Source organism: Alteromonas sp. S015, assembly GCF_036864485.1.
Classification (GTDB): domain Bacteria; phylum Pseudomonadota; class Gammaproteobacteria; order Enterobacterales; family Alteromonadaceae; genus Alteromonas.
The window spans coordinates 116,768-135,182 of the sequence record NZ_JAZETO010000012.1 but is presented as its reverse complement, the minus strand read 5'-3'; the positions used below and the strand labels follow the sequence as shown (position 1 = coordinate 135,182).

The window sequence follows — 18,415 nt, the reverse complement described above, 5'->3', positions numbered from 1 at the left end:
TATTTGGAGACGGCCGCGAGAACGATTTTTTGCTCAAATAGCGAACCGTCGTGAAGTATAGAATTTCACCTTGCGATGTATTTACTGGATATTTTTAAGGTCTTCAATGATTTGTGCAGAGACCCAGAATACATCTGACTGTTGTTTCCCACTGTCATCAGTGCGCGGCACCATTCTATTAAAGAAAAGATATTTTCCATCTGGCGATACCGTTGGTCCGCCTTCACGAACTTCAGTATTGATGGCACTCCCCAAGTTGATCGCGTCACCCCAGGAACCATCTTTCTGCCGGAAACTTATAAAGAGGTCGGCTTCCCCGTAACCATCTTCTCTTTCACCGTCCCAAAGTATGTAACTCTCATCGGGGGCAATAAAGGGATGGGCATTCCACCTGCCAGTATTAATCTCTTTTGGCAGCGGCTTCGGGTCTTCGCGTTTGCCATCAATCAGCCGGGAATAGAAGAGCGTGCCATAACCATCCTTGTGTCTAGCATTTTCATCAAATACCAAGGTTCCCTCGGCCGAAGTTGTGAGACCCATGATGCGAACCTCTTCAAACTTTTGGCCAAGGCTTTTCCATTCAGACCAACCATCCGCGGTGCGCTCTCTATATTTCGACTTATGATATTGGGTCTGACCATCTGGCGAATAAAAGGGTTTTAGCATGTCGTCTGGCATCAGAGTTTTATGCCATTGGTTGGCGACATTTTTGAAAATGTGACTTTCAGGTTGCTCTACCTCGCGAGAATGCCGCCACCGTTTAACGTAAATTGTGTTCACATCAGGCGAAAAACCAACGGAATCTCCCCATTTTTTTGTATTTACGATGCCGGGCGCAAAAGGTTGCGGTGTTAACCCTGGTGGCGTTTCGCCAAAGTAGTGGTTTTTTGAGAACTGCGATTTTTCTTTACCATAACTATTACTGCTCATTGTCAGAATAAAAAGCAGTAAAACATTAAGGTAGCCAATATGCTTCATAGTTTGTCCTTATTGTATTTTCAACGAAATTATTTATGTCCATACCAAAGCGGTTGACTATCAAGTTAACGAGGAGGTGTTGAATGTCCATAGAAGTGACGCCAGTTTCGGACGGAAAGGTCTGAATTTGAGTCGAGTTTCACGTTGAATAGCAACCCGTGAAATGGCAGGCTGGGTCTACGTATTGAATAGGGTATCAGAAAAATTAAAACTATAGACTAGGTCACAGTGACGGCTGTAGTTATAGTCAAATCATATATATGTGCGATTCAGTAGGGTGAAAAACCCGTTACCCCAAGATCCGCTTCACGTACAAAACGGTCCATGAGTTCCAACACATTTCTGTCCAACAAAGATTTAATAAACCAAAGAATCCCCTTATTGGGTATCAAAAAATAAATTTGGCAACACATGATACGTTGCCCACTTTCAACTTTTACTATCGATACCTTAAGAAACCGAGCGCAATTGATACCACTCTCTGCGCCAACGAATCACATCAATCAAGCAGAATACGATCAAGCTACATCCCATAATGGGTAACGCTAAACCTAATGCAACAGCCACAAAAATAGATATAACTTTCAATGTTCCTGAAAGTTTCATCCAACTATCCATCAAGGTTTGTGGTGTATTGCTCATCATCGGCCGACGTTTCCACCACATGGTATATCCCCATACAATGACTGCGCATAAGGCTAAGCCAAAAGCGGCCAGTAATAATTGATTTGGCAAACCAAACAAGATCCCCATGTGAGCATCAATTCCCCAGCGAATTAACTTGGCAACAAGAGGGAAGTCCTTGAAGTTGGCAAAATCGACGACCGACATTGACATAGGGTCGATAGAAACAGAGTCCACTTGTGTAGGCCAAGAGCGATCGATTTCTTTCACGACCCAAGCGGTTTTATTATCTGGTGCGGGTACGATTTCAATCTTTCTTGCATCAATACCAAACTCACGGGCACTTTGTTCAACCTGATCAAAGACATCGAGCTTAATGCCGCCACCCATGCCTGACATGTTATGGTGATTAGCATGCAAATCAGAATTGGAATTCGCCTTATCATGATGAGGAGTGAGATCGCGGGAAACAGAGGGGGTAACCCAGCCAATCGCTTGTCGCCACTCAGCAATATTGCCCCCCGCCCATTTAGACCAAGTCAACCCTGTTGCGGAAAAAAACAGTAGCCCTAAACTGATCCAAATAGCCACTTTGGCATGACGCGAACGAGCTTGTGCAAAGCTGCCAGCTTTGGTTTGACGGGCAAAGCTACGGCGCTGCTGCCACCACAACAACACTCCACCTAAGGCCGCGATCCACACCCAAGATGCCGCCAATTCACTGTAATATCGTCCCACAGGCCCAAGAAGTAAATCGGTATGCATAAAATCAAGTGCAATCCGAAGGGGTAAAACGCCACTGGTACCATAACTGGCTAACTCGCCTTTGATCTCTAAAGTAATAGGATCAACAAACACCGTTCGTGCTCGGTATCGATGCAGTTCAGGATCATTAAATAACACTCGAGTCGTCTGGCCTAGTGAAGGCGCGGGGCGAACCGATTTAATATCGAGTGGATGAGGCAAACTTTTTTGCGCAGCCGCAATTTGTGCACTCAAGGGCTTAACGTCACCTTGTGTGGTTGCCGTTAACTCTTGTTGATAAACACTCTGCTCTAATTGAGGCGTTATGACATATATTGTACCCGTTAACGCCGCCATAAAAATAAATGGGCCAACAAATAACCCAATATAGAAGTGAAGTTGTTTAATAAAAGCCACTAAACTTCCAGCACTTCCGGTTTGTACTGTATTCATTCTTTCTCTCTTTCAATAAAAATTCATAATATGTACGGTAATTATTGAAAATTTGGCGGGGCTCTAGGATCTTGCCCTGCATATTGGGCGAGTGATGTGCTATCTGATAGGTGTTAAAAAACGCCACTGATAGGGAAACCAGCGGTGCAACATAAATCAGTAACATCAACACCGCAGGTAAATACTGATATTTACCTTTAACCGATGCTTTAATTGATAAAAGACTTGGCACAATGAAAAGTTAAAATAAAATGAGTGCCAAATGTAACACAAAGGTTTTCACAATGTGATAATTCATTGATTACTATGAATCAAGATATACAGGAAAGTTTTAGGAGCAGAATTCCAAAAGCAATGAGGCAGGATTTTTCTCTGCGCCAGCAAAACGGGGCATCTTCATAAGCAACTTTTCCATACCCCAGCCAATTCATTAATTGCTAATATTTGACGATGTAAAACTCACTTGTGTCCAAATGTGAGTTAGGATCAATGTCAGCTATTCGCTCATTCCTGACCTAGAATGCTTAAATATCCACGGACCGCTTCACGTACATTTCGGTCCCATGGTATTAAAGTCACCTTGAGACAAACTGCGGACTGTCACACACTCAGATTTGTACTGCTCAAATGGGCAGATAGCGGTCAGTCAGAATTTGGTAAATAACAACCTGCCTTGTGCGTATAGATGTCGATTAAAACACCACATTCCTTTGACATTTTATTATTAATAAACCGAAGTCCCTAGCAGGGTCTATTCGGACCAAATAATTTCTGTCCAATGAGGCTATGAAAGCTCGCTTTCAGCAAGAAGTAATATGGTAGTTGCCTACATCGCATATCATTAAAATGTTCAAAACGAACAAGAAGTCTAATAATTGAGAGGGGACAATATTGGATTGAACTTACTTCATACTTACAAAAGGAAATGGTTTATAAGTTAAATTCTTTTGCAACCATTGCCACATAATTGATGCTTATTGCTTTGTAGATAGCTCATCTATACAGCATTCTGATGTTAAGTAGTCAATAACGCTCTCAAGTGCGCCACATTCAAGAGAACAAAATAGTACCCTTCCTTCACGACGCTGTTTAACTAACTTAGCTGAAACTAAAGCGGAAATGTGGTGTGTCAGTGTTGAAGCGGGTATGTTTACTCTTGCTTGAATATCACCGACAGGGATACCTGTATAGCCAGCCTTGCTGATCTCTTTATAAACGGTCAAGCGAACTGGATGTCCAAGCTCTTTTAGTATTTTTGCTACGGTTTCTAGTTCCATTACCACTCCAGATATAGTCGTCTACTCTTAAGTAAAGTATACCTTTTTCTTCATCCGATCCCATTAATAAATCCTATATTACCAGTTTTTTCGAAATATAGTTGATCTACATTATATTTCGAATATACTGGTATTATCAAAATATATAGGAAACATTATGTCTACAGAATTTTTGAATATGGTAGAAGAATCACTAAACATGTTTGTGTTCTTAGCTGTCGAGTTAACCCTGCTTTATATCGTTATCAGTTATGCAGTTGGAGTATTACAAGAGTACATAACGAAAGATAAAGTTCAGGCACTTTTAACCTCTAAAAATGGTCGTGGGTACTTTATTGCTGCTGCGTTAGGGGCTATTACACCTTTTTGCTCTTGTTCAACAATTCCGTTTTTAAAAGGACTGTTTAAGGCGCGAGCCGGGTTTGGTCCAACAATTGTTTTTTTACTTTCTAGCCCGCTTTTAAATCCTATTATTATTGGAATTCTTGCTGTTACGTTTAGTGTTCAATTAGCTATTTTCTACTTTGTAATTGCTATGGCGGTATCTATTAGTGCTGGAGTTTTATTAGAAAAGCTTGGTTTTGAAAAGTACGTCCGTCCAGAAGCTTACGAAGAAGAAAAGAAAACGTGTGGTTCGTCATGTAGCACAAAAACAGAACAACAACCTGTTGTTGAGGAAAAACCAAATCGTTGGATAAGAATCTGGCAATCAACTTGGAGTGATTTTAAGAAAACATTGCCGTATTTGCTTGTTGGTGTATTAGTGGGTGCAATTATCTATGGCTTTGTTCCTACAGAGCTAATTGTTAAATATGCGGGTGAAAACAAGTGGTATGCAATCCCCATCGCAGCAGTTATCGGCATTCCTCTCTATATTCGAGCATCGGCGATTATTCCCTTGAGTGCAGGCTTGGTTAAAAAAGGCATGGCTATGGGTTCGGTAATGGCACTAATCATAGGTAGTGCAGGTGCAAGCTTAACGGAGGTTATTTTATTAAGGTCGATCTTTAAAAATCAAATGATTGTGGCTTTTTTAACAGTGGTATTAGGTATGGCAATGACGGCTGGTTACCTATATTCGATAGTATTTTAATGGCTTTTGAGGAGCATAAAATGAACAAAGTATTTGATGTTGTAATTATCGGAGCGGGTCCTGTAGGTATTGCAGCTTCTGCTCATGCTAAGAGTAATGGTTTGACACCTCTGGTACTAGAAAAGGGTAGCTCAGTTGGCAGTGCAATAAATGAGTGGGGACACGTTCGATTATTCACCAAGTGGTCATACGTCATTGATAAAGAAGTGGAAAAGATCTTGAACAAACACGGTTGGGAAAAGCCATGCTTTGATGCGATCCCCACAGGTAGAGAGCTTTTAGATCAATATTTAATACCTGCGGCCAGTAGTAAAGATCTATCTCAACATATTAGTTACAACGCTGAAGTTATCGCTATCGCAAAGGAAGGGCACAGTAAACACACTACTCATGATCGAGATAAGATGAATTTTGTCATCCACTATAAGGATGCAGAACAAGATGTGCATATCCTTAGTACGAAGGCGGTAATTGATGCTTCGGGTACTTGGTCGTCCCCAAATCCAATAGGCAGAGATGGTTTGCCAGTACCGGGGGAAATTAAAAATAGTGATTCCATTGAATATGGTATTCCTGATGTACTGAAAAAAGATCGTGAACTTTATCAAGGTAAGACAACTTTGCTAATTGGCGGTGGGCACTCGGCAATGAATGTTGGTTTAAACCTCATCGAGTTGCAAGATAGTTCGCCTGATACCAAAGTATATTGGGGGCTGAGAGGTGAAAATTTAGATAAACTGTTGGGTGGGGGCTTAAATGATAAGGTTCCAGCTCGTCGTAAACTTGGTTTAGCCGCTCAGAGCGCCATAGACAGTGGTAAATTAACCTTGTTGCCAGAATTAACAGTGAAAAGAATTAGTGCTGTAGAAAAAAGTCTAAAAGTAGAAATCACTTCAAATGGCTGTAACTCCCATATTTATGTAGACAAGGTAATAGTAGCAACAGGCTTTAGACCCAACACGCAGATGCTCAGTGAAATAAGGTTAAACCTAGATGAGGTTGTGGAGGCACCACGCGGTATTGCTAGTATGGTCGATCCAAATGCACATCAATGCGGGTCAGTGCCGGGTCATGGTGCGAAAGAGTTAGCTCATGTAGATAATAACTTTTATATTGCTGGTATGAAATCTTATGGTCGCGCACCGTCATTTTTAATGCTGCATGGATACGAGCAGATTCGCTCAATTGTTGCAAAACTGGTAGGCGACGAAAAGGCCGCAAACGAGATGCGGCTAACATTTCCCGATTTCGCGAATGAAAAGCAACACTGTTCTTTATAAAGAAACTTAACTACCAGAAATCTCAATATGCACTAACTGGTTTTACCAACTTACTTTTGTAACCTGCAATAACCAGTTAGTGCTATTAAATCAATCAGAAATGAAATGAAAAAAAATATTCCCAGCAACGTAGTACAAGACTTAGCTGAGTGGGCAATTATGCATGGAGTAGCTTTTCGTCAAGCTGACAATACCGCAAGGCATTGCCCCTTCAGTATTGCTCCTATTGCAATCGAAAGTAGTGTTTTCAATCATTTAAAGATAGTGGTTCCGATTGTTAGTAAGTTAATAAATAACATCTCCGAAGACCACGATTTTTTGCAATCATCTTTGATTAACTTATCCGAAGCGGAGCCTTTTTTTGCCCGATTACTTTCCTTATATCAACAAGGTCACGGAATAGATGGAAAAAGAAAATATCCAAAACGCCAACCTTTACTTTTGATGCGCACTGACTTTATGCATGACAGAGTTCATGGTGTCAAAGTGATTGAGTTTAATGGAATAGCCGCAGGGATGGCACCGTTTGGTCAGCGTGCTAGTGAATTACATGCTTATGTTAAAACTCAATGGCCCGATACTTATTCTCAATTTATAGAAGCGAATGGAAGCAAGCCTGTTAACAATATAGGGTTGGAGCAAATGGCACTAGGGATAAGCCGTGCCGCGAAGGATATAAAAACTCATTTTAATGAAGTGGGCCAAGCAGTTTTTGTAATGGTGGTTCAAGAAAACGAGGATAATGTGTATGACCAGCATTTACTGGAATTAGAACTTAATAAATACGGCGTTAAAACGCTGCGACGCACCTTTGAACAACTTAACGGTGAATTGAGTTCTGGAGAAAATGGTCGGCTAGTATTAGAAGGGCAAATAGGCGTTGATGTTGTCTATCTTCGTGCGGGTTATCAATTTGAAGACTACTGTGCACCTGAGTTAGATGAGGATATCTGTTGCCATACTTTAAGCCAAGTACGGCTATTTATGGAGCAGCATTATGTTGCGATTAATGCAACAATCAGCCAGCAACTCGCCACCAGTAAATCTATACAGTTATCACTGACCCAAATGCCCGAAGTTGAATATCAACGCTGGGGACTAAATTTAAAAGAGGCAAAGCTGGTCAAAAATGTCTTAACTGATATGAAGCCGCTAAACAGAGCAACAATTGCATGGTTTAACTCTCATGCGAAAAAATCAGAATGGGTGTTAAAAAATCAGGGCGAAGGTGGAGGTCACTGTATTTTTGGTGATGACATCACCAAAAAATTGCTTGAGATACCTGCGAAAGACCACAATGCTTGGACATTTATGAAAAGGATATTTCCGCATGAGCGAGAAAATGCAACCTTAGCTATTAGAAATGCTGAACAGACACCTATTAATGATTTAGTTAGTGAAATAGGATTATTCTCGGTATTCTATAAAGGACAGCCTGCAACTGAGTTTGAAGGTTATGCGGGGTATTTAATTCGAAGTAAGCCAGCCAGCGAAAACGAAGGTGGCATTCATAGTGGGATGGGGATTTTGGATTCTTTGGCTTTAATAGATGAATAAAGCAATACCGCTGTAATAGCAATATTGTAGCGATTGGTTTAAATCACCTTAAATTTTTTTGTCTATAAGTGGTTGAGATTCGAACGTCCGCTTTGGCTGTGGAGCATTCGTACAACTGAGGCTTGATTAACTTCGGCTTTACGTACCTAGCAGCCGTCTGGCTTCGAATATATTAACGGTGGTAACTGGCACAAAAAGGATTAGGGGCATGTATCAGTTCACACCCTAGAATCTATTCTTTCCTAACACCACGAATACCACCTTCCATCACAAGCCTCTTAACCGATCCGTCTTCGCTTTCATCATCCAGCTCAAAACGAACACTACTTCCATTCTTGGCAAAAAATAGTCCATCACCCTCATGAAAATACTCTTCATTTTCAACGTAAGGTAAGGCGTTAAGCACAAAGCCATTGGCTGTTTTTTCTAGCACCACATCAACGTTAACTGGCTTGGTCACCACATAGGTTCCAATGTATCTACTCAGTTCCTTTTGGCTTATGGGTACTAACTTCCTAACTTCAGCTTCCGAGTAACCTACGTTTAACGCTTCTTTTAGCCGTATTTCTAGCTCACTAATTAACTGCCTACCGTTGTTGCCGTTTGTCATAATGGCGTAGCCGTTGCCGGTATCTAGCTCAATGTATAGCTGCGACATAAAGCCAGCATCTGCGCCACCATGGCCAAAGCCTAGAATTTCTCCATCGTCACTCATGTTGATAAAAAAGCCGATGCCAACATTAGGTGCTTCAATGGTTGGCGTATTGTTGGTTAACATTTCTTGTGCGGTAGCTTGCGATATCCAGTCGGTTTTCTGCCCTAAATACGCACTGCGTACGCCGCTTGCCATTTTCAACATGTCTGATGGCGTGCTCCACATGCCGGCTGCTGCAAGCGTAGCGTAGGTATGCGCGCCACCTTTAATTGGTACACCGTCGCCGTCATAAGGCATAGCCATATTGTTCGACAGGTTTTTCGATATGGGCTGTTCGAAGCCCGAGCGCGTCATATCTAAAGGTTTAAACAAAAGCCGTTGTGACATGGTTGGCAAGGGCTCATTAGCTACGTCTTGCAAGGTAAGCTGAGCGAGCGTAGTGCCGCCACCTGAATAACGCATTTGCGTGCCGGGTTTAATATCAACAACAACTGCATCGGTATTGGCGGGAAATGCGCCTTCTAGCACTTGCTGCAAGTTAGGTACGGGTTCGCTAGCCGCGTAACCAGGAAAACCATGTACTGTGGTTCCCGCCGTGTGGCTTAACAATCTGCGTAATGAAACAACGTCTTGCCCTGTCCATTCATGTTCAGGCAACTGCCAACTGGTGAGTAAAGTATTAACATCTGCGTCTAAATCTAGCGGGTTGTTTTCGCGATATTTCATCAATACTGCTGCAAAAGCGGGTTTCGAAATACTTCCGGCTTGAAATACCGTGTTTTCATCAACAGCCAATTCAGTGGTTAAATCTTTAACGCCGCTTTGCATGGTCGACGCTAGTTGCCCATTTCTCATAAACGCGACAGACACACCGGGCACATTATAATGCGCTTGTCTTTGCTCTAAAGATTGGTAATCAACCTCTTGCCCTTCAATTCGAATGCGTTCAGTAAGCCCTGTTTTTAAAAGGTTGGCTTCTTTTGATTCTGCGGCAGCAGAAGGGGAGGCGGGCAGGGTTTCAGGCTCAGCACAGCCCAATAACGAAGCTAAACAAAGCGAAAGTGTTAAAGAGGCGAAGATCTTGTTTGTTTTCATTAAGTGTATTCCATTACGAGTGAACGTACCAGAGTACGTTCCTACTATTATTCGGTCAATGCTAACAACTTTCTAGTTAAGGCAATCATCAGCTAGTCGCCTGTACCTTCCGCAATCTTCTTTCGCAAGTTTGCCAGCCGTGTTTTGAAAGCACCACTTTCAACATTTTCTTCATAGCTCATTGCTGCTAGCGCTTTCTTTCTTATTTCAAGCGCCATGGCTAATTCGCCGTTAGCTTCACAGTAGTCTGCCAAGCTTTCACAGATGCCACAACTTGTCAAAAAATTACCAATATATTAATTAAGCTTACTCTGAAGAGTGTATGAAAATGTGAATATTTGTAAAAGTTTGCTATTCGTAGGTGGGCGTTAAGAGCAATAAAGTTTAATTTGATCAGATAGTTGGCCTAATAAGAGTTTTGTGACAGGACGAGATGTCAATGTGTAAACAAATTATTTGCGTTAAAAGTATTCAATTTTACTTATTGAGTGATACATTAGAAAGTAACGATTTAATTAACTTACGTTATTAAATCGGAGTTGTTGTAAGGAAAAATATCAACCTAACAAATGGGAAACTCAAAATGCACACAAAAAAAAGAATATATAGTGCGGTACGGACTGCTTTAGTTTTTGGAACCGCAAGTGCCTTAACACCGACAGTAATTCATGCTCAAGATCTTCCGTCAGAGGAGAATGTTGAAAAAATCTCAGTAACAGGTTCCCGTATTGCGAGATCCGAATTTAGCTCATCTAGCCCAATTTCATCGTTTGACAGCGGTGACCTTATGCAGGCCGGTGTTGCTAGTATTGATGAGTTTTTAAAAGATGTCCCAGCATTTACTGGATATCAAATGGGAACATCGACCAATAATGGCTCAGATCAAGGGCAAAAGAAGATCGATTTACGAGGCTTGGGTTTTAATAGAACACTAGTTCTTATTAATGGTCGCCGAATGATTGGTGATGCGTCAGGAGATGGTGCTGTAGATCTTAACGTTGTACCGCAAGCCTTAATAAAAAGAGTTGATGTGCTAAAAGACGGCGCTTCAACTATTTATGGATCGGATGCGCTTTCTGGTGTAGTAAACTTCGTGCTGGATGATACTTTTGAAGGTGTTGAATTCGGTGCTAATTTAGGCTTTGGCACAGAAGATCGACAGGCACGCGATGACGGTATGTACGTAAAAGCGGGTGTTGCTGGTGATAAAGGCAATATCGTTCTTTCTCTTGCATACATGAACCAAGAAGAGATGAAGCAGGAAGAAAAAGATTTTGCTAACCAAACTCTTTTCCCTCTTCTTCAAAGTGATGGTTCATTTGCGCTCGAGCCTTCAGGCTCATCTAACAGTCGCCGTATTCGAACGAGCGCTGGCAATTACATTGTTGATGCATCATCAGGCCAAGTTCGCCCATTTGAATCAGGTGACATCTACGATTACTCTCCTGTGAATGCGTTAATTACACCCAATGAGCGTTGGCAGATGGCGATGCTTGGCAAGCTTGAGTTGACGAGTAATGTTACTGGTTACTTTGAAGGAACTTACACACGACGTACTTCGCAACAACGTCTTGCTCCAGATGCATCATTTGCAGTAACGCCATCAATTGAAACACCAAATAATGGCGTACAATGGAACGATTATGTGCCCGCAAATAACCCATTCAACCCCTTTGGTGTTAACGGTGCTGATAACTGGTCTTTAATTGGTGTTGATGGTCCAACCGCTGTGCGCATAAATCGACGCTTTGTTGAATCGGGTGGTCGACTATTTAGACAGACTACCGATACCTATCGTATGGTTGCTGGGCTAAACGGTTCGTTGTTAAATGACACCCTTTTCTGGGACGCTTCGTATAGTCATTCAGAAACAGAGACCAGTGACGAAACCCTTAACTATGGTCGCTTCGATCGTTGGGCAATTGCTGTCGATCCTGACGCCTGTGCCGCAGATTCAGCGTGTCCGGGGGTTCTTGACCCGTTCTCTGACTATGGCAATATCTCGCAAGAACAAATGGACTATCTCACTACTGGCTCTTTGAAAGATATTTACCGTGGTCAGATGGAGCTATTCACGTTTAACCTTTCTGGCGAGATGTTCGAACTTCCCGGTGGTTATACAGGCTGGGCGGTTGGCTACGAGCACCGAAACGAGGAAGGTAGCTTTTCACCTGATGAATTTATTGCCAATGGTTTAACAACGGGTGGCGCGAGCGATCCGCTTTCTGGTTCTTTTTCGGTAGACGAAGTGTATGGTGAGCTTTATCTTCCTGTACTTGAAAATTTAACGGTAAATGCTTCAGCACGTTATTCTGATTACAATACTTCCGCAGGTGATAGCACAACGTATAAAATTGGTGCCGATTATGCTGCCACAGAAGAACTGCGTTTTAGAGCTTCTTATGCAACTGGTTTCCGCGCGCCAAATATCGCTGAGTTGAATCAAGGCGATCAAACAGACTTCCCAATAGTATTGTCTGTGTGTGAGTTTGGCGATAGAAAGCTGGCGGCAGGCGATATCACACAAACCATGTACGATAACTGTGTTCAATCTGGTGTAGACACAACAGATGCGGGTGAATATGGCTTTGCTTGGCAATCTACTTACACAGTTGCAGCACCAAGCGAGCCTTTAGAACCTGAAGAATCTAAATCGCAAAACATTGGTTTGGTTTACCAGCCGCAATGGCTTGAGGGCTTAGCATTTAACATTGACTATTGGAAAATCGAAATAGACAAAGTTATTGGTAGCCCAGACATGAATGATCTTTACAGACAGTGTATGAACTCTGTGAATTTCGACTCAGTCGCATGTGATCCATTTGATATTTCGGGCGGCCCTCACAATACAGCTGAATTTGGTATATTCCCAACCGATGCCAAAACAACGCTAGCAAACCAAGGTACGCTAACAACCTCAGGTTGGGATTTTGACGTAGCGTATGACTCTCCTTTAGAATTAGGCGCAGTTCAAGGCATTAGCGTAAGTTGGAGCGCAACTTACTTAGACAGTTACGAGCGTGATTATCCTTTAACTGGAACCATTGAACTTGCAGGTACTGCAAACGGTTTTGAAGTTTTCCCTGAGTGGCGCTGGCAGTCTAACATCGGTATTTACGGTGACGGCTGGACCTTAGATTATAAAGTACGCTTTATTGGTGAAGCTTCAGACCGTCTTGCGTCTGCGAGTTCGGCGGCTGATGTAACTGCTGAACAGACAATTTACCACGATATTGCAGCAACTTATCAATGGGAAAATGTTACCTTTTCGGCAGGTATCAACAACATAGCTGACGAAGCTCCACCGTATTTCCACAGTGCGTTTAATGCCAACACAGAGCCTGGTACTTACGACGTTATTGGTCGGAGATTTTTCTCAAGCGTTTCTGTGTCATTCTAATAGCAGATTCGTTTAGTTTAACCATGTAAAGAGAGCGCTCTTAGCGCTCTCTCTTTTTTTAGGGAATATTATGGGGTTGAGGCACTCGATATTTCTATTCGGCGTTTTTATTAGCACTACCGTTAGTGCAAGTATTAGCACAGATGAGCTAGAAACGTGTATATCTATTCAAAATGATAATAAGCGACTTTCATGTTTTGACCGATATGCTAAGCAGCACCTTGCCGCGCAAGAAGATAAATTTGGAGCAACTAAATATAAAGACGTTGAAACACAGAAAACCTTTGTAATATCCGATGCTAAAAAGATAAATGGCATGTATATAATTACTTTGGATAACAATCAACGTTGGAAACAGATGGAAGTATCAAGGACATTATCGCTACAACAAAACGACGTCGTTGAAATATCATCTGGTGCTTTAACTTCTTACTTTTTGAAGAAACAGGGCTCTAGAATGTCAGTGAAATTCAAGCGTATAGAATAAAAAAGTTCAGCTAATAAGCGAAACCGCTTTGTTTTTTAACAACAGACCTTTATAACATGCATAGGCACAACTGGCGCGCGTGCCCAGTGGAAATAATGAGTTGTCATTATTTATCGAATGCCTAAAGGGCTAGTTTTCACAATACTTTAAGAGGCAAAGTTACACCCCATTTGGTTTGAATTCGACGTGTTACGTCAATTCCGCTAGCCACCTATGAAGCCGACTGAGCACTAGTCGGGTTGGCGTTCAAGTGTTATGTTAATTTCTGCGTAGTAGAGTTTCGATAGTCCTTCATAGCCAGAGTCGCTGCCTAAAAATATCCACGTTTCATCACCATATACCGCATGCTAATACGCGGCGTTGCCGACCACAATGGCGTCGTTACCACTATTACATTTAACTTTAATTTCAGTTTTTACACCGCCTTGATGAGGCCTATGAAGATAATCACGATGTATTTCAAAATCAGTTACATATTGCTATAGGGTGGACTAGGTTTTCTAGCCAGCATATCAACACGATAAGGAAACAAGAAAAAGCGGTAAAAGACAAAAGTTAAACCCAAGCAACCCGATAGACGTAACACCCTTAACTATAACCATTTGCGTGGCACACTTTTGTGCTTAGCTGTGCGCGAACCTTGAATAAGGTGAATCACCATTATGCGAACTAATAAAACAACAATTTTTACAGTATGTAAAACCGTAACGCGTAAAAAACTGGCTGTTGCTGCAGCGGTATTCGTGATGTCGCTTACTGCTTGGGCGCAATCTGGCTCAGCAATGCAAATTGAAATGAAAGGCAGCAAAGGCACAACTATAACGGGAAGTTTGCTTTCAACCTTCGATAGCCCATGGGCGATGACTTTTTTGCCAGACGGGCGCAGCTTAGTAACGGAAAAGGCTGGTTCGCTGTGGTTGCTTGATGAAAACCAGCAGAAGCGTTTTGCGGTAAGCAACGTACCAAGTGTTACTGCGCGCGGGCAGGGCGGTTTAGGTGATGTCATTATTCATCCTGACTTTGAGTCGAATAACACCATTTATATTTCCTACATTGAACGTGATGAAAAAGACGATGCATTCAGTGGCGCGGTAATTGAGCGCGCTACGCTTAGTATTTCTGACACGGGGGCGACGTTATCTGAGAGAAAGCTGATTTGGCGACAGTCGCCAAAGGTGACGGGAAACGGGCATTATTCGCACCGTATGGTGTTTTCACCGGAAGGGTACTTGTTTATTACCTCGGGGGAGCGTCAAAAATTCACGCCAGCCCAAAACATGGCAATGAATTTAGGTAAGGTGCTGCGCTTGAACGACGACGGAAGCGCGCCAAAAGACAATCCGTTTTATGGTCAAGGTAGCGTCACGGAACAAATTTGGACATTAGGTCACCGCAATCCGCTTGGCATCGATTTCGACGAGCAAGGTAATCTATGGGCTCACGAAATGGGACCGCGCCATGGCGACGAACTTAACCTTATCGAAAAAGGTCGCAACTACGGTTACCCCACTGTGTCGCAGGGCGACCATTATTCGGGCGTAAAAATCCCAAATCACGAAGATATTCCTATTTTTAAATCACCTGAATTAGCCTGGGTGCCTGCCATTAGCCCCGCCGGCTTTATAATTTATAAAGGCGATAAGTTCAGCGATTGGAAAGGTAACGGCTTTATTGGTGGTTTGTCATCAAAGGCACTCGTTCGCGTTGCCTTTAATAAAGACGATGAAGGTAAATGGAAAATTGAAGAAGCTGAGCGGTACGAATGGGACAAGCGAGTGCGCGAAGTCGAACAGGATAGTATGGGCAATATTTATGTGCTTGAAGATAATGAAGGCGGAAGACTGATAAAGCTCAATTCGCTAAACGGTGATTAAAGTAATAAAAATCGGTTTAAAAGGAATAATGGCTATTTGAACACAAGCTTTTTTATTGTGTTCTTAGGATGTTTGCAAGCAAACATTAAATTAAACCAAATAGCATAGAGAGCATTATGAATCGATATATCGATATGATACGTTGCAAATTATAGCCACACATTGCTAAACGGATACAAATTTTAGGAACCCTATGAGTCAATTCCCTCAAAACTTTAACTTTGAACGTTGTGAAGACGAGCCTATACATATTCCCGAAAGTATACAAAGTTATGGTTTTCTTATTGCGTTCAGCTACAACGATTTAAATATTTCAATTGTTAGCGAAAACTGCGAAACGATATTTGCTGAGGGGATTGTTGGCAAAAACTTTTTAGATATTCTTTCTTCCGATACTAACGAGCGAGCGTTTCTTGAAGAGACGTTCGATAGAGTGTCGAAGACCAAGATACGACTGCCTATCAAGCTGCTTTTAAATACCGCGCTCTTAAACGAAGGGGAAGCAGGAGACTATTTAGCGGTTGTCTACGACTCTGGTCATCACTATGTGGTCGAGCTAGAGCCTGCTACAGAGTTCAGAGATACCTATAGTGCAGAGCAATTTATTAAACTCTATTCAATGTCTATCGCGCCGCGCTTTAAAGAAATGACCTCGCTAAGAGAGATGGCTCAAGAGATGGTATCCACCATTAAATACCTCACCAATATGGATAGGGTGGTGCTTTACAAGTTTAATAATGATTACTCAGGTAAGGTTATTGCGGAAGCCAAAGCTGAAGATATGGAGTCATATCAAGATTTATATTTTCCTGCATCAGATATTCCTAAGCAAGCGAGAGAACTTTACAAAACAAATTGGGTTAGGCTCGTTCCAGATACAGAGTTGCCCAACGCTAGGTTAATTCCTACTGCCGAGGAGACAGGGAGGGAGCGGTTAGATCTCACCCGTTCGCTGTTGCGTACGTTCTCGCCTATTCACCTTCAATACATTAGGAACCAAGGGTTACGAGCTTCGTTTTCTATCTCCTTAGTTACAGATGGAGAGCTGTACGGGCTCATATCTTGCCATCATCGCAAAGCTTGCTATATACCCCAAAATGTTAGGCTGCAGTGCGAGAATTTGAGCCAACTTTTTAGCTGGCATTTGTTGGCAAAAGAAGAGGAAATTGCCAAACACAAAAAGTATGTAACCGACCAAGCCGTGGATGCCATGCTAGATAAAATAGGCCCTGCTAACCCTATCAGTCGCGTAGTGAAAAGTGGCGAACGGGCTTTTTTAGATGCGCTTAATAGTTCAGGGTTTGTTTATTACTCGCAGTACGAGACCATCACCCTTGGGTCTACTTTACCCATAGAGCTTATCAAAGAAATCTTTTCTAAAGCGAGTAGCGAAGGCGGTTTTCCTTACACGAACGATTCTCTCTATGAAGATTACCCTGAAGCGCGCGAGCATGGTATTGCAGGTATTATGATCATACCGCTGTTCGAGAAAAAACAGTATTTTACCGCGTGGTTCAGAAAAGAGACATGCCGGATACAAAAATGGATAGGCGCTGAAGACGAAAAGTCAGAAGATGCTCCAAAGGCAGAACGACTTAAACCCCGTTCTGCGTTTACTATCCATACCCGAACAATTAAAGGGCGCTCAACGACGTTTGATAAAGCGGATGTTGATACTGCGAACCGATTGAATAGGATGTTTCTTGTATATGCACTCGATGTGCAAGAACGTATGCATATCAGTATCCAAGAGCTAGAAAAGCAGGATAATTACAGAAATGAATTTCTTGCTACACTGGCGCATGAATTGCGAAACCCTTTGGGCCCGATCATGTCAGGGGCGAGCATTTTAGAATCGGTCAATGATGATGCAACGCGCAAAAGAGTGACAGCTATCATTAACCGTCAAGCGGAGTACATGTCTAAACTCATCAACGATTTAATGGATGTTTCGCGGATCACTCGTGGTAAGGTCAAACTTGAATTTGAGAGATTGAGCATTCAAGACGTGCTTTCAGATTCTCTTGAAATTGTTGAGCAGCAAGTAAAAGCGAAGAAGCACGATATAACGGTAAATTGCCTGGAAGAGGATGTGACTGTTTACGGCGACAAAGCGCGGTTAAGCCAGATTTTCTCCAACATTATTCACAACGCCACTAAGTACACGAAAGATTCAGGGCAGATAGTGGTAGATATCCGAAAAGATGATGTCATGATTGTTGTTTCTGTTAAGGATAACGGAATGGGCATACCTGAAGACAGGCTAAAAGATGTGTTTAACATGTTTACCCAAATTGAGGCGCACTCTACACATACTAAAGGTGGCCTTGGGATCGGCCTAACTCTAGTCAGTAAGCTTGTGGCTTTACATCATGGTGAAGTGTCTGTGATGAGTGATGGCGTCGACCAAGGCAGTACGTTTGAAGTTAGGCTTCCAATTTCCAAAAAAGCGTATGAACAGTCGGTAAATACAAAAACTGAACCAGTTGTACAAAGTAAAAGTAAAGTTATGTTTGTCGATGACAATGCTGATCTTATTGATGCTTATTGTCTGTTAGCTGAGTCAATGGGAGTGGCAGCTTTGGGAATTACATCTCCCACAGAGGCCGTGGATGCATTTAAAGCGTTTAAGCCTAACTGTGTTTTTCTTGATATCGGCATGCCTGATATAGACGGCTATGAACTTGTTAAAATGCTTAAAGTTTTACCTGAAGCTAATAACGTCAAATTTTATTCTCAAAGCGGGTGGGGGTCAGAAAAATACGTAGAGGATTCTAAATCTGCTGGGTTTGACGAACATTTTGTGAAGCCTTTGTCAAAAGAGACCATCAAGTCAGTGCTAAGTTAGTGGTGCTGCGCGCAGCAATCTGGTCAATAAAGAAAAATGTTCGCAAGTGA

The 18,415-nt window shown here is 42.2% G+C and carries 12 protein-coding genes; 7 read left to right on the top strand and 5 right to left on the bottom strand.

Annotated elements, in window-relative coordinates:
* Positions 1–81 precede the first annotated feature (81 nt).
* The 3 genes from V7R42_RS19315 to V7R42_RS19305 all read right to left on the bottom strand — a co-directional run bounded on the left by V7R42_RS19315 (position 82) and on the right by V7R42_RS19305 (position 4,076).
* The gene (locus V7R42_RS19315; protein ID WP_334022299.1) at positions 82–978 is read right to left on the bottom strand and encodes a hypothetical protein; all 897 of its coding nucleotides are present in this window, start codon (positions 976–978) and stop codon (positions 82–84) included.
* Between the two features lie 450 nt (positions 979–1,428).
* On the bottom strand, positions 1,429–2,799 hold the full coding sequence (locus V7R42_RS19310; RefSeq protein ID WP_334022298.1) for a PepSY-associated TM helix domain-containing protein: 1,371 nt from the start codon (positions 2,797–2,799) through the stop codon (positions 1,429–1,431).
* 974 nt (positions 2,800–3,773) lie between these two features.
* The gene (locus tag V7R42_RS19305; protein ID WP_334022297.1) at positions 3,774–4,076 is read right to left on the bottom strand and encodes an ArsR/SmtB family transcription factor; all 303 of its coding nucleotides are present in this window, start codon (positions 4,074–4,076) and stop codon (positions 3,774–3,776) included.
* A 157-nt stretch (positions 4,077–4,233) separates the two neighbouring features.
* On the opposite strand from V7R42_RS19305, the gene V7R42_RS19300 reads away from it, so the two are divergent.
* The 3 genes from V7R42_RS19300 to V7R42_RS19290 all read left to right on the top strand — a co-directional run bounded on the left by V7R42_RS19300 (position 4,234) and on the right by V7R42_RS19290 (position 8,006).
* A complete protein-coding gene (locus V7R42_RS19300; RefSeq protein WP_334022296.1) occupies positions 4,234–5,169 on the top strand; it encodes a permease in 936 nt (311 codons plus the stop codon).
* A gap of 20 nt (positions 5,170–5,189) precedes the next feature.
* Positions 5,190–6,449, top strand: a complete 1,260-nt coding sequence (locus V7R42_RS19295; RefSeq protein ID WP_334022295.1) for an NAD(P)-binding domain-containing protein — start codon at positions 5,190–5,192, stop codon at positions 6,447–6,449.
* Between the two features lie 105 nt (positions 6,450–6,554).
* Positions 6,555–8,006: a glutathione synthase gene (locus V7R42_RS19290; protein WP_334022294.1), complete on the top strand. Its 1,452-nt coding sequence runs from the start codon at positions 6,555–6,557 to the stop codon at positions 8,004–8,006.
* Positions 8,007–8,238: 232 nt separating this feature from the next.
* Here V7R42_RS19290 and V7R42_RS19285 read toward each other — a convergent pair whose 3' ends face one another.
* Both V7R42_RS19285 and V7R42_RS19280 read right to left on the bottom strand, forming a co-directional pair.
* On the bottom strand, positions 8,239–9,756 hold the full coding sequence (locus V7R42_RS19285) for a serine hydrolase domain-containing protein (RefSeq protein WP_334022293.1): 1,518 nt from the start codon (positions 9,754–9,756) through the stop codon (positions 8,239–8,241).
* Positions 9,757–9,848: 92 nt separating this feature from the next.
* Positions 9,849–10,037, bottom strand: coding sequence for a hypothetical protein (locus V7R42_RS19280; RefSeq protein ID WP_334022292.1), 189 nt, complete (start codon positions 10,035–10,037; stop codon positions 9,849–9,851).
* A gap of 302 nt (positions 10,038–10,339) precedes the next feature.
* Here V7R42_RS19280 and V7R42_RS19275 point away from each other — a divergent pair, with 302 nt between their 5' ends.
* The 4 genes from V7R42_RS19275 (at position 10,340) to V7R42_RS19260 (ending at position 18,365) form a co-directional block, all read left to right on the top strand.
* On the top strand, positions 10,340–13,156 hold the full coding sequence (locus V7R42_RS19275; RefSeq protein ID WP_334022291.1) for a TonB-dependent receptor domain-containing protein: 2,817 nt from the start codon (positions 10,340–10,342) through the stop codon (positions 13,154–13,156).
* Between the two features lie 70 nt (positions 13,157–13,226).
* Positions 13,227–13,643: a hypothetical protein gene (locus tag V7R42_RS19270; RefSeq protein WP_334022290.1), complete on the top strand. Its 417-nt coding sequence runs from the start codon at positions 13,227–13,229 to the stop codon at positions 13,641–13,643.
* A gap of 746 nt (positions 13,644–14,389) precedes the next feature.
* Complete coding sequence (locus tag V7R42_RS19265) at positions 14,390–15,517, top strand: PQQ-dependent sugar dehydrogenase (RefSeq protein ID WP_334022302.1); 1,128 nt, start codon at positions 14,390–14,392, stop codon at positions 15,515–15,517.
* A gap of 193 nt (positions 15,518–15,710) precedes the next feature.
* On the top strand, positions 15,711–18,365 hold the full coding sequence (locus V7R42_RS19260; protein WP_334022289.1) for an ATP-binding protein: 2,655 nt from the start codon (positions 15,711–15,713) through the stop codon (positions 18,363–18,365).
* Positions 18,366–18,415 lie beyond the last annotated feature (50 nt).